The sequence below is a fragment of the Pseudomonas sp. NFR16 genome, assembly GCF_900108875.1.
Taxonomy (GTDB): Bacteria; Pseudomonadota; Gammaproteobacteria; order Pseudomonadales; family Pseudomonadaceae; genus Aquipseudomonas.
Genome location: NZ_FNYJ01000001.1, coordinates 742866 through 755075, shown reverse-complemented (window position 1 = coordinate 755075; position 12210 = coordinate 742866). Strand labels below are relative to the sequence as shown.

The 12210-nt window shown below is 60.4% G+C and carries 11 protein-coding genes; 5 read left to right on the top strand and 6 right to left on the bottom strand.

Features of this window, described 5'->3' with window-relative positions; genetic code table 11:
* Positions 1-61: 61 nt before the first annotated feature.
* Entirely contained in the window at positions 62-781 is a 720-nt protein-coding gene (gene pcsA / locus BMZ10_RS03335) for a phosphatidylcholine synthase (protein ID WP_093458616.1), read from the bottom strand.
* A gap of 295 nt (positions 782-1076) precedes the next feature.
* Between pcsA and BMZ10_RS03330 the strand changes: the two genes are divergently transcribed.
* The gene (locus BMZ10_RS03330) at positions 1077-1406 is read left to right on the top strand and encodes a hypothetical protein (RefSeq protein ID WP_093458615.1); all 330 of its coding nucleotides are present in this window, start codon (positions 1077-1079) and stop codon (positions 1404-1406) included.
* Between the two features lie 94 nt (positions 1407-1500).
* Here the strand turns inward: BMZ10_RS03330 and BMZ10_RS03325 are convergent, their stop codons facing one another.
* Positions 1501-3495, bottom strand: a complete 1995-nt coding sequence (locus BMZ10_RS03325) for a peptidase U32 family protein (RefSeq protein ID WP_093459955.1) — start codon at positions 3493-3495, stop codon at positions 1501-1503.
* Between the two features lie 123 nt (positions 3496-3618).
* Positions 3619-3999 (bottom strand): RidA family protein, encoded by a 381-nt coding sequence (locus tag BMZ10_RS03320; RefSeq protein ID WP_093458614.1) that lies wholly within the window; start codon positions 3997-3999, stop codon positions 3619-3621.
* 452 nt (positions 4000-4451) lie between these two features.
* On the opposite strand from BMZ10_RS03320, the gene BMZ10_RS03315 reads away from it, so the two are divergent.
* The gene (locus tag BMZ10_RS03315; RefSeq protein WP_093458613.1) at positions 4452-5303 is read left to right on the top strand and encodes a LysR family transcriptional regulator; all 852 of its coding nucleotides are present in this window, start codon (positions 4452-4454) and stop codon (positions 5301-5303) included.
* 45 nt (positions 5304-5348) lie between these two features.
* On the opposite strand, the gene BMZ10_RS03310 is transcribed toward BMZ10_RS03315, so the two are convergent.
* Both BMZ10_RS03310 and BMZ10_RS03305 read right to left on the bottom strand, forming a co-directional pair.
* Positions 5349-6788, bottom strand: a complete 1440-nt coding sequence (locus tag BMZ10_RS03310) for an MFS transporter (RefSeq protein ID WP_256214320.1) — start codon at positions 6786-6788, stop codon at positions 5349-5351.
* A 47-nt stretch (positions 6789-6835) separates the two neighbouring features.
* A complete protein-coding gene (locus tag BMZ10_RS03305) occupies positions 6836-7435 on the bottom strand; it encodes a TetR/AcrR family transcriptional regulator (protein ID WP_218147163.1) in 600 nt (199 codons plus the stop codon).
* A 195-nt stretch (positions 7436-7630) separates the two neighbouring features.
* Between BMZ10_RS03305 and BMZ10_RS03300 the strand changes: the two genes are divergently transcribed.
* Positions 7631-8389 (top strand): SDR family NAD(P)-dependent oxidoreductase, encoded by a 759-nt coding sequence (locus tag BMZ10_RS03300; RefSeq protein WP_093458612.1) that lies wholly within the window; start codon positions 7631-7633, stop codon positions 8387-8389.
* A 58-nt stretch (positions 8390-8447) separates the two neighbouring features.
* Positions 8448-8927: a nuclear transport factor 2 family protein gene (locus BMZ10_RS03295; RefSeq protein ID WP_093458611.1), complete on the top strand. Its 480-nt coding sequence runs from the start codon at positions 8448-8450 to the stop codon at positions 8925-8927.
* 199 nt (positions 8928-9126) lie between these two features.
* Here BMZ10_RS03295 and BMZ10_RS27825 read toward each other — a convergent pair whose 3' ends face one another.
* A complete protein-coding gene (locus BMZ10_RS27825; RefSeq protein ID WP_218147162.1) occupies positions 9127-10989 on the bottom strand; it encodes an alpha/beta fold hydrolase in 1863 nt (620 codons plus the stop codon).
* A gap of 215 nt (positions 10990-11204) precedes the next feature.
* Between BMZ10_RS27825 and BMZ10_RS03280 the strand changes: the two genes are divergently transcribed.
* On the top strand, positions 11205-12209 hold the full coding sequence (locus tag BMZ10_RS03280) for a DNA-binding protein (protein WP_093458610.1): 1005 nt from the start codon (positions 11205-11207) through the stop codon (positions 12207-12209).
* Position 12210: the final 1 nt, after the last annotated feature.

The window sequence follows — 12210 nt, the reverse complement described above, 5'->3', positions numbered from 1 at the left end:
CAAAAAAAACAGCGATCCGGGGATCGCTGTTTTTTATGGCCGGGCGCAGCGCGCAGGGCGTTCAGACGCGGGATTTATCGATCCACTCCATCGACGTGCGCCAGATGCAGATGCCCAGGAAATAGGCCGACATCACCAGCCAGACCGTCAGTGTGAATGAGCCGTTGTAGGGATGGTTGATGACCAGCAGAAAGCTGCACAGGAACCACACACTAGTCACGGCAATGTTGATCGGCATGAAGCGGCGCACGCGAAACGGGTGCAGGAACTTCATGCGCGTTACCGTCAGCAATGCCAGGCAGATCACGGTGATGAAAGTCAGCCATGGCGCCGGCGAAAGGATGTAGACGCACAGCGCAACGACGTTCCAGGCGGCGGGGAAGCCCTGGAAGTAATTGTCCTTGCTCTTCATTTCCACATTGCAGAAGCAGAACAGCGATGACACCAGAATGATCGAGGTCGTCAGCAGTAACGTGTAGTCGGGCAACGGAATGTAACGGTAGATGAACAGGGCAGGAATGAACACGTAGGTCAGGTAATCGATGACCAAGTCCAGCACCGAGCCGTCGAAATGCGGCAGCACCGACTGCACGTTGAGCTTGCGCGCGATGGAGCCGTCAACGCCGTCGACGATCAACGCAATGCCCAGCCACAGGAGGCAAGCCTTGGGCTGATTGTCGAAAAGGGCGATCGTCGCCAGGAAGGCGAGCACCACGCCAGTGGCCGTAAACCCATGGGCGCCCCATGCTTTGAGCCAGGCGATACGTTGAATTGGAATCATGGACGGTCCTTCTGGAAATAAGCTGGCCGGGGCGGTCATCGGCGCAGTTACCGGGCAACCCTGGCCAGAGGTGCAACTATCGACCGGAGATCGACCGATAAGGTTCACCCCCATCCCCTACAAGGTAGCAGGGCGCGCGGGCATTCGTGACTCCATTGTGAAGCTTCGCCACGCATTTGGGGAAGCGCGAGTGTCATTGGTCGGCTGCGCAGTAAAGAAGGCACTATGCTGGCCCCCGGCAGGTGAATGTCCCGGCAGAATCCTCCTGTTTTCAGTCGCTTAGGAAAGGATTCGCATGCAGAGTATCAGGTTTGTTCTGACGTTATGGGCCTTCGCGGCGATCTCCGGCGTGGCATCGGCGCGGGATCTGAGCAAGAACGAGCGTGATATCTGCACCTGGGGAGCCGGCATGGCGGGTACCGCGCAACAGTACAAACTGTCAGGCCTGACCCTGTACGGCGCTCGCAAAAAGATTCAGGCGCAGCATTTTTCCCAGCAGTGGATGCGCATGAGTGCGTTGGGTATTGCCGAGCAAACCTACGACAGCCCCTCGCGACTGCGCCCCGACAGCGTCAGACAGGTCTATTACGAGGGCTGCATCAAACACGAACTGGCGCGTCGTTGAAAACATCCCGGAGGCACTGTGCTCCCAGGATGTTGCGATTGCGGGAAATCAGACGGGCGAGGGCGGACGCATCCGCCTCTCGTCCGGCGGCGCCTCAATGAGGCGCGCGAGGGATGGTTTTCATCAGGTCTTCCGGGCTGATGTGCCCGACCACCTGAACCACGCTGCCAGGCTGAGGCAGGTCGAGGATGTGCCCCTTCATCTTCCCGATGACGTGCATCTCGCAGGGTTTGCAGTCGAACTTCAAGGTCAGCACTTCGTCGCCATGTATCAGCTGCATCGGCGCCACCTTCGTTCGCACCCCCGTCACGCCTTTGGCCTGCTTGGGGCACAGATTGAAGGAGAAACGCAGGCAGTGTTTGGTGATCATCACCGGCACTTCGCCTGTTTCCTCGTGGGCCTCATACGCTGCATCGATCAGCTTGACGCCGTGACGGTGGTAGAAATCCCGGGCTTTCTGGTTGTACACGTTGGCCAGAAACGACAGATGCGCCTCCGGGTACACCGGCGGTGGCGTGGTTTCGGCCTTGCGCGCACCGCGCGGGTGCGCCTTGATGCGCGCAGCGGTCAATGCTTCGATGACCTCCCGACGCAGCGCCTTGAGCTGTGAATTGGGAATGAACCACGCCTGCGGTGCATCCAGCTCAATCGCTGTGGCGTGATACTCAGTGGTGCCGAGCTGGCCCAGCAGGTCGTGCAATTGTTCGAGCGCCTGTTCCGGCTTGTTCGCCAGGCCGAAGGGGCCTTTGAGCTCGACCGACGCGCTGACGCCTTCCTCGCTGGTGGCGGTCAACTGCAGGCGCTCTTCGCGCAGACGGGCCTCCCAGGCCACGCCGATACGGCGCTCGGCCGAGGTCTTCTGCAATGCCTGCTGCCAGTTGTGATCCAGGTTGCGGCTAAGCGGATGGTTGGGGCGCAGCTGCAGGCCTTTGGGCATTTCGTTGGGTTCGACGCGATACCGGAAACGCTTCGCGCCGTCTTCCTCGAACTCACCCTTGAGCTCGGCAATGTTGGCCCGGAAACCCACCACTTCGCGCTTGACCAGCACGTTCAGGCCGTCGCCGTTGGACAGCGGCTCATGGGTGACGACTTGCAGATCGCGCTTGCCGACCTTTTCAACGATACCGACCTCAAGACCGGTGAACGTCGGCGAATCGAAGGCGCCTATGTCGATCTTGCGGTCGCTGACGAAGTAATCGGTGCTGCCGCGATGGAATGTCTTGTCCGGGTCCGGCACGAAGAAGTGCGCCGTGCGACCGCTGGACGCTCTGGCCATCTCCGGGCGGTCCTCGAGGATGTCGTCCAGACGCTGACGATAATAGGCTGTGATGTTCTTCACGTAGCCCATGTCCTTATAGCGGCCCTCGATCTTGAATGAACGCACGCCTGCATCGACCAGGGCGCTGAGGTTAGCGCTCTGATTATTGTCCTTCATCGACAGCAGATGCTTTTCATACGCAACCACGCGGCCTTGATCGTCTTTGAGCGTGTAGGGCAAGCGGCAGGCCTGAGAGCAATCGCCGCGGTTGGCACTGCGGCCGGTCTGCGCGTGAGAGATGTTGCATTGCCCGGAAAACGCAACGCACAGCGCCCCGTGGATGAAGAATTCGATGGCCGCGTCGGTTTCATCGGCAATGGCGCGAATCTCTTTCAGGTTCAGCTCTCGGGCCAGCACCAGTTGGGAAAACCCGGCCTGATCGAGAAAACGGGCGCGCTCCAGCGTGCGAATGTCGGTCTGCGTACTGGCATGCAGCTCGATCGGCGGGATGTCCAGCTCCATGACGCCCAAGTCCTGAACGATCAGCGCGTCGACCCCGGCGTCATACAGCTGGTGAATCAGCTTGCGCGCAGGTTCGAGTTCATTGTCATGCAGGATGGTGTTGAGGGTGGTAAAAACCCGGGCATGGTAACGGCGGGCGAATTCCACCAGATCAGCGATTTCAGCGACTTCATTGCAGGCATTATGGCGAGCGCCGAAGCTCGGGCCGCCGATGTAAATGGCATCGGCGCCATGCAGGATGGCCTCGCGGGCGATGGCGACGTCGCGGGCGGGACTGAGCAATTCCAGGTGATGTTTGGGCAAGGACATAATTTTTTTAGTCGACATGGTCACGGTCAAGGCGCGCATTGTAGCGGCGAAACGCCCGACCGGCACCCGTCGACTGCCCGATGGCGGCGCGAAAGGGCGCCGAGCCATCAGGCGAGCGGCTTGTCAGGCCTTGGCGGCCATTGCGGTGACTTCCACACGCATGCCTTCAACCGCCAGCGCGGCGACGCCGACCGCTGCGCGAACGGGCCAGGGTTTGGCGAAGAAACGCTGATACACCTCGTTGAAAGCGGCACGGTCCGCCATGTCGGTAAGGTAGATAGTCAGGTGCATGACGCGGTCCATCGAGCTGCCGGCGCGCTCGAGCGCAACCTTCAGCGCCTGCAGCGTGCATTCACTCTGTTCGGTGATACCGCCCAGCTCGAGACTGCCGTCAGCGCGCGTTGGAACCTGGGTCGAAACCAGCAGGCCGCCAAAACCGGCGACGTCCGAGGAAATCGAATCCGCATCGGGATCGGGCAGGAAAGTGAGGTCTTGGTTTGCCATGTAGATCTCTTGCTCGTAGTAATGAAGGGCGATAAAGGGTGATGAATGACACGACCGAGCGTGTCGACCCGTTCGACATGATGTCGCACTCGGCCGTGAAAAGGGAGGGAAGGTAGCCTGGCGTGAACGGCAACAGGCAAAAAAAAGCCGCCTTGGCGTTATCTCGGACGCAAAGACGGCTCAGGGGGGGCGTTAAATCGGCGGATTTAACGCTTGAAAAAGTAGCAGGCGATCAGAACGTTAGCCAGCTAACATTCTGCAATTCACTCTTCCCGATCCGGAAACAATCCCTTGCAAGTCGCTGATGTCACCCATTCGAATTCGTTAGCCATCTAAACGCCCTCGTCCGGTCTTTGACCGAAGCTGCGCGCGGTCTCCATCGTCGGCAGAGGTATTGCTACGTGCGTGCCGATGCTGCAACCTCGTCGCTCTTCTATATAAAGGGCGGGTCGATGGACTGGAGTGATATGCGGGTCTTTCTGGCAGTGGCCCGCAGCCGATCATTGGGCGAGGCGGCGAGGCAGTTGGGTGTGAGTCATCCCACCGTTGGCCGTCGCTTGCAGGTGCTGGAGCAGGCAAGCGGGCAGCCGCTGTTTTTACGCACGGCGCAAGGGCTGGTGCTGACCGACACCGGGGAACGGATTCTCGGCCTGGCAGAAGAAATGGAGCAGAGCGCGCTGTCGATCGAGCGCCGTCTGGCGGGTGACAGGGACCAGCCTGAGGGGCTCTTGCGCATCTCGTCCGCAGAATGGTTCGCCGGCTACGTTCTGGCGCCGGTCCTGTGTGAGTTGACGCGCCGTTATCCGTTGATCATGCCCGAGGTCATCCCGGGGCATCGGTTGTTCGATCTGGCCCGCCGTGATGCGGACATCGCCTTTCGCATCGTGCCTTTCACCGAACCTGACATCGTTCATCGCAAGCTGACCACCATGCACTACGGCTTGTACACGCGTGAGGAGGGGCCTGCGCCACAGCCCGACGGTGAAGGCCTGGGCCTGATTACCATGAACGTTGCCCAGTCCCACTATCCTGACGTGCATTGGTTGCAGCAGCGATATCCGCTGGCCCGCACCGTGTTCACCAGCAGCAGCCGCACGGTGCAGGCCCAGATGTGTGCAAGTGGCCTGGGCGTGGCGGTGCTGCCGCGGCCGCTCGGAGATCGAATCCCGGGCATTCGGTTGCTTGACGCGGCCGAGCCGCCACCCGGTCGCGATATCTGGATGGGCTATCACCAGGACATGCGCAACATGGACAGGCTCCGCGCGCTGGCCGACCTAGCGTCGAACATGATCGGTTCCGAATGACCGAGTGCTGACCCTTGCGGGACAGCGGCGCGCCGCTGCAGGTTTTTACGCGGCGGCAGGCTGTCGCAGGAGGGTGAAACTCAACCCCGCCCCCAGCGCCAGAAAGGCCGCGATACAGAGAATGGAAACGCTGAAGGCGTGGGTGATCGCTGCCGCGTCCGAGTGTGTTCCCAACAGGCTGTAGAACACTCCGCCGATCACCGCGACGCTCAGCGAAGTGCTGATCTGCAATGAGGCGCTGGTGATACCCGCGATCATGCCCGAGTACGCTGGAGCGACCCTTCCCGTCACCATTCGCATCAGCGTCGGCAGGGCCAGGCCTTGCCCGAATCCGATGACGAAAAGGATGACTGCCAGTAGCGACGCAGAAGGCGCAACGTCAATGGGCGTTGCTGACACCAGCCAGGCCAGCGCCAGGAACCCGATGACTTCCAACGCCATGCCCACCGGATTGACGTAAGCGCCGAAGAGGCGTTTAAACGGCCCGGTCGACAGCGGCCCCAACAGAAAGCCCGCGCCAAAAGGCAGGAAGATCAGACCCGCGTGCAAAGGGGTTGCGTGCAGAGCGCCCTGCAGATAAATCGAAAACAACAGGAAGAACACGCCGATCGCATAAAAGCACAGGGCGACCGTCAGCGCTCGGCCCAGGCCAGGCGCCTTCAACGCGGCGGGATTCAGCAACGGTGTGCCGCCGGCACGGTGCAAACGGATTTCGTATTGCCAGAACAACCAGGCCAGCGCCGGGGCTGCAGCAAGCGACAGCCAGGCCCACATCGGCCAGCCAGCTTCGCGCCCCTCGATCAAAGGCACAATCAGAGCACCTAGCGTCAGAATTGACAGGGCCGTGCCGCAGAGGTCCAGCGTACTGGCGTGCGCCGCCCGGGTCTCCTTGAACACCGGAATCCCGAACACCACGACCAGCAAGGCAATGGGGAGGTTGACCAGAAAGATCGCTCGCCACCCCATCCCCATGACATTGAGGGAGATAAGAACACCGCCCAACGCCTGACCGATCACCGAGGCCAGGCCGAACACGGCGCCGTAGATGCTTAACGCCAGCGGCTTTTCCGATTCAGGAAAAATCGCCTGCACCGACGCGAGGGCCTGCGGTGCCATCACTGCCGCGGTTATGCCTTGCAGCGCCCGCCCGCAGATCAACATCCACGGCGACGTTGCCAGTCCACAGAGCAGCGATGCTGCCGCGAACCCGATCAGTCCCAGAAAGAACATACGCCCACGACCGTAAAGATCACCCAGCCGCCCGCCAGTGATCAGCGTGACGGCATAGAGCGTCGCATAGGAAGAGATCACCAGCTGTTCCGCGGACGAGCCGGTCCCCAGATCACCCTGAATCGAAGGCAGGGCAACGTTGACGATGAAGAAGTCCAGTGGCGGCAGGAACGCGCCGACCAGCAGGATGACGAACATGAACCAGCGCTTTGGATCATGTGTGATATCGGCGTTTTGAGTCATGGTAAGAGACATAAAAGGTCCTTGAAGAAACCGTTCGGTTCCAGATGGATTAACGGTTATCAGCTGTTAAGTAGACGCATGGAGCGCTCGACCAGCGCGATCATGTCCACCTCACTTGCACCGGTCTTGCCGAGCACCCGCATGCCCTCGATCTGACAGACCAGGAAATACGCCATCCCCTGTTCGTCGCCTTCTACCAACTCCCCGGCCGCTTGCCCGCGGATGATCGCGCTGGCGTACAGCTGTTGAGTGCGATGGAGCATGCGGGCAATTCGCTGCGCGACCTCGGGCTCTTGCGCAACCCGTTCGTTGGCCACCGTGACCAGCATGCAGCCTCGTCGTCCTTCATCGCCTGACGAGGAGCGGGCGTGACGCAGCATGGATTCGTGGATCGCCTGCCTGGCGGTGCCAGGTCGGGAAAGCAGCTCTGCCGTCACCTTCAAGGCATGCGAGGTGTAGATATCGAGGGCCGCCAAGAGCAGGCCTTTCTTGTCGCCAAAGGCTTTGTACAAGCTTCCCCGCGATAACCCGGTGCCTTCGATCAAGTCCGGCAGCGATGCAGCTTCATACCCACGATCCCAAAATACGTTCATCGCGCTGCGGGCAGCATCTTCCAGTGAAAACTGCCGAGGGCGCCCGGGTCCGAATGCATGAGTCATTGATCAGCGCTCCTGAATACCGGCTCAGGTCAAGAACCGGTCAGTTCCAATCTAAAGGATTTTCTCCACCTTCAGGACGCACAAAAATGAACGACCCGCGTGCATTTCTGGCAGTACCGTCGGCGTTCACCGACTTCCAGAATGGGTCACCGTGGTTTCAAACGATCCACGCGGACAACACATGAGGAGTCAGAGATGTCAGGAAAATTTTCGAATCAGGTCGCCGTCGTGACGGGCGCTTCCACCGGCATTGGATTGGCCATCGCTCAGGGGCTGATTGCCGAGGGCGCCAAACGCGTTTACATCACAGGCCGCTCTGCAGGCACCCTGAACGCCGCGGTCGAGACGCTGGGCGACAAGGCTGTGGCGGTGATTTCAGACGTGTCTCGTCAAGCTGACCTCGATGAACTCAGGGCCGTCATCGAGGAGCAAGGCGATCAGCTGGACGCGGTGTTTGCCAACGCGGGCATCTGCGAAAAAAATCCGCTGGGCGAGACCAGCGAGGCCGCGTACTACAAGATGTTCGACATCAACGTAAAAGGCGTCTTCTTCACCGTTCAGACCCTGTTGCCATTGATGAAGGACGAATCGTCCATTGTCCTGACCGCCTCGATCTGCTCCAGCAACGGCATGGAAGGGCTGAGCCTCTATAACGCTTCGAAAGCCGCCGTGCGCTCTTTCGCGCGCACGTGGGCCAATGAACTCAAAGGCCGCAAAATCCGCGCGAATGTGCTCAGCCCTGGGTTCACGCGCACGCCGCTGATGGACAACGGCCTGGGGATGAGCGAAAGCGACATCGCAGAGCTGCGCAAGCACGTGGAGCAAATCACGCCGTTGGGCTACATGGCTCAACCTGAAGAAATCGCTTCTTGCGCGCTGTTCCTGGCGTCCGATGACGCGCGCTACGTGAACGGCGTCGAGTTGATGGTCGACGGCGGTCTGTCGCAAATCTGAAATCCACCGTGCTATCCGCAACCCTCAGAGACAGGGTGATCCCCAGGAGGATAACGTCATGAACACCGAACAGCTGCTCGCTCGACTGGACGCGCTGGAAAGTCGCGCGGCTATCGAAACCCTGATTTCTGCCTACGCAAACGCATTCGATCGCCTGGACAGGGCGCTTCTACAGAGCATCTGGCACGCTGATTCCAGCCTTGATTTGCCAGGTTTCGGCAGCGCCTCAAACCGTGACGACATTTTGCTGATGGCTGAAAACAGCTGGCGTCAAATGCCCCACATGCACCACTGGATGGCCAACCCTCTGATCCGGATCGACGGCGACAGCGCGACAGGGACAGTCGCGGCGGACTGCGTGTTTTACGATGTCGAGAAAGGCCCCGTACAAGTCAGCGGGCTCTACCACGACACCTTCGAACGTCGGGCAGGGAAGTGGGCATTCACGTCGAGGCATTTCGAACTCCACTACCTGACGCCTCTGAAAGACTGGGTGCCCGTTGCGGGCAACGAACCTTTCGCATCGCAGCAAGCGTAAGTCGCAAGTCGTTTCAAGGTTTGAAACTGCCTCGGCGAGAGCATCAGCCAAGCCATTCGATCAACCGGTGATCAAGCAAGGTTTGATCACCGCGTTCATCTGCTTCAAACGTAACAAAGGGTGCGTGCGTCGTTCCCTCAGCACACGCCCTTAAAAAATGGGGCTCAACATGCCCCGGAGATTGGCAAACTTCGGACGCTCACGCCGGGCCAGGCGCGCTCATCGTCCTGGCCAGCCATTGTGCGACAACCTCGAATGACTCGTCGCTGTTACGCTCATACACCAACCCGTGCCCGTTACCATGAATGCCCAAGGCCGGCAGGTCCAGGTGGTCCACCTGTGCGCCTGCTGTTTGCAGAAACGGAACGATGCTGGAGGTGAATGAGGCGAACATTGACGTTTCGCCCGTGACCAAGGCCACTGGCATGTCCTTCAAGGCGGGCACTTTCAGGGTGGCAGGGTCGGCCGTGCGTACCTGATCGGGCGTTTCTCGCGGTGGGTCGAACGCGATCGGCGCCGCCGTCAGGCCCCATTCCAGCGTTCCGATTCCAGGCGTGTGGCCAAACACCGGGCCCATGGGCTCTACCGCCACGATGGCCGCCACTGAATCAGGTCGGCGATCGGCGATCAACCAGCCACTGGGTCCGGAAGCGGAATGGGTCACGATGATGGCCTTGCCGATCCTGTCCAGCAGCTGGGACAAGCGATCCGCGTCCAGCGTCTGCGAAGCGGCCAGGTCGGCCGGCATCGGGCCGTAACTGGCCATGAACGCGTCGAAAGCTTCATCGTCGTCCGGCGCAAACGGCCATTGGCTCTCAGCGCCGCCGTCCGGGAAATAGACTTCGCGGGCACGTTCATAAGAGAAGGCAGGCCCCATCGGCCCCAGTATGTCCGGATGATACGGCGAGCGGCCATGGCCAGGCCTGTCCACGCAGAACACCACAAAACCCGCTTCTACAAATCGCTGGGCCCAGCCAGGTCGACCATCGGGCGTATCCAGCCATTCGGTGCCTTGCAGGGTGCCGCCGTGGACCAGGACGATGGGGTAGGGCTGAGTGACGAATTCCGGCGCTTGCCAGGCGACATACATGGGGCCTTTCTGGTATTGCCTGCCGTTCTGAGTGACGCGAGCCCCGGTGACCCAGAAGTGGCCGCGGCGTGAGCGTGTCACGGGGGCTGTCAGCCAGGGCTGATCAGATGCCTGCGCTGAGCGAGTGACGGATTCCAGTGCGAACATGGACCAATCCTTGTCCCCGAAGCCGCGCGCCACGGCCGCCGTCATCTTTGCTCGCACCACGTCGGCAGCCGGGAGTTCCAGATTTTTGCAATGAGCAGCATCGACCGCCAGGTTGATGTCCTTCAGACCCAGAGACATCTTGAAGCCCGGTTCGAACGTGCCGTTGACGATGTTCTGCCCATAGCGCTGATAACTGGGGCTGGCGAACAGGGTCTGCGTCATCAGCTCAATGAACGTGGCCTTGGGCAGCCCGTGACGCTCGGCGAGCGAGCTGGCTTCGCCCAGAGACTGGATGGCCTGCGTGATCATCATGTTGCCCGCGATTTTCGCGATGCATGCCTGAACGGGCTGCGTGCCCAGAGGCCAGGTTTTCTTACCCAATACGTCAAGGATCGGCTGGACCTTGGTGATAGCGGACTGTGGCCCCGCGACCATGATGTTCATCTCTCCACGGGCGGCCACGGCGGGTACGCCGAACACCGGCGCAGCGATGAGCGGGATGCCCAATTCGTCATGGCGTGCTTGTAACGTTTCCATGAGCTGCGGCGAGAGGGTGGACATGACGATGTGGATGCATCGCTGATCCGCGCGCTGCAGCGCCCCTGAAGCAAGCAGCACCTCGTTAAAGGCGCGATCATCGGCCAGCATGCTGATCGCCACATCGCCCTGGAACGCCTCGGACGGTGAGTCCAGCGCGTTCACGCCCTGCAGATTCGCCAAGGCGTCGCGGCTGCGATTCCAGGCACTGACGCGATAGCCCGCCTTGATCAGCAGTGGAATGATTGCTCGGCCCATGCTGCCTGTCCCGATGAAACCAATGTGCATGTTGAGTCCCTCGATGTGAGTTGAAGTCGCATGTGGAATTCAGTATGCGAGGCGCGGAACTGCGGCGGGACTGCCATTGCTGCACCCCGGCCGTTCACTTTTGTACGGGGGGCAGCGAGGGGCTGAAACGACCGTTGCTTTAGAGTTATAGAATTCGACACCACCATTACGTACCACTAGAATACGTACCACAGTACGTAACCGAGATAACAAGCATGGCACGTGGCGGAATCGACAAGACAATCGTGCACAAGGCGCGGCAATCGATCATCGCGCGGGGTGAGCATCCGAGTATCGATGCGGTACGGGTTGAGCTGGGCAATACCGGCTCGAAAACCACGATTCATCGCTATCTGCGCGAAATCGACAGCGCCGATCCGCGACCACAAGGGTCGACGGAGCGGTTGAGCGAGGAGCTTTCAACACTTGTCAGCCGCTTGCTGGCGCGGCTGGTGGAAGAGGGTGGGCAGGCGGTCGTTCTGGCTCAGGCCGAATTCGATGCGCAGCGTCAGGCGCTGGAAGCCAGGCTCGCCGCGACCCAGCGTGAACTGGCCACGCTGCAACGTCAGTACGACAGTCAGCACGTGGCGCTGCAGGCGCAGACCTCCGAGCTGCACACGTGTCATTCCAGTTTGCAGACCGAGATCACCCGAAATGCGAGGCTGAGCCAACACTGTGCTGACCTTGAAGTGCGCGTGCTGGACAAGGACGAACAGATTCGTTCGCTGGAAGAGAAGCATGTGCATGCGCGGGATGCGCTGCAGCATTATCGCGATGCCGTCGAAGAGCAGCGCGATCAGGAAGCGCATCGGCATGAAGGACAGTTGCAGCAGTTACAGCTTGAACTCCGTGAGTTGCAACAGGCGCAGACAATCAAGCAAGACGAGCTGACCCGCTTGAACCGCGACAACGAGCGCCTGCTGAGTGAAGCTCGTCAGCAAGCCGAAGCATCGCGCGCGCAGGGCAAACACGTTGACTCACTGAGCACGCAGGTTCAAAAGCTCACACTCAGCGAGGCGAAGGCGTCAGCGATCATTGAGCATCACAAAGACCAGGCCGTGCAGCTCCGGGAAGAGATCAAGGCGCTTACGCTCGCCGCCGCGCTGGCAACTCATCGGGAAGTCGATCTGGCCAGGCGACTCGATGAGGTACAGAGCCAGCTTGCAAGAACTTTGGATGAGACGGGCGAGGGCGCCGTCGGGGATGAACCCGCGGCTTGAA

What these genes read in the sequence shown, in the direction of transcription:
- BMZ10_RS03305 (WP_218147163.1), bottom strand. Translation starts at nt 7,435, where the DNA reads ATGACTCATGCATTCGGACCCGGGCGCCCTCGGCAGTTTTCACTGGAA.
- BMZ10_RS03295 (WP_093458611.1), top strand. Translation starts at nt 8,448, where the DNA reads ATGAACACCGAACAGCTGCTCGCTCGACTGGACGCGCTGGAAAGTCGC.
- BMZ10_RS03315 (WP_093458613.1), top strand. Translation starts at nt 4,452, where the DNA reads ATGGACTGGAGTGATATGCGGGTCTTTCTGGCAGTGGCCCGCAGCCGA.
- BMZ10_RS03310 (WP_256214320.1), bottom strand. Translation starts at nt 6,788, where the DNA reads ATGTCTCTTACCATGACTCAAAACGCCGATATCACACATGATCCAAAG.
- BMZ10_RS03330 (WP_093458615.1), top strand. Translation starts at nt 1,077, where the DNA reads ATGCAGAGTATCAGGTTTGTTCTGACGTTATGGGCCTTCGCGGCGATC.
- BMZ10_RS03320 (WP_093458614.1), bottom strand. Translation starts at nt 3,999, where the DNA reads ATGGCAAACCAAGACCTCACTTTCCTGCCCGATCCCGATGCGGATTCG.
- BMZ10_RS03280 (WP_093458610.1), top strand. Translation starts at nt 11,205, where the DNA reads ATGGCACGTGGCGGAATCGACAAGACAATCGTGCACAAGGCGCGGCAA.
- BMZ10_RS03325 (WP_093459955.1), bottom strand. Translation starts at nt 3,495, where the DNA reads ATGTCCTTGCCCAAACATCACCTGGAATTGCTCAGTCCCGCCCGCGAC.
- pcsA (WP_093458616.1), bottom strand. Translation starts at nt 781, where the DNA reads ATGATTCCAATTCAACGTATCGCCTGGCTCAAAGCATGGGGCGCCCAT.
- BMZ10_RS27825 (WP_218147162.1), bottom strand. Translation starts at nt 10,989, where the DNA reads ATGCACATTGGTTTCATCGGGACAGGCAGCATGGGCCGAGCAATCATT.
- BMZ10_RS03300 (WP_093458612.1), top strand. Translation starts at nt 7,631, where the DNA reads ATGTCAGGAAAATTTTCGAATCAGGTCGCCGTCGTGACGGGCGCTTCC.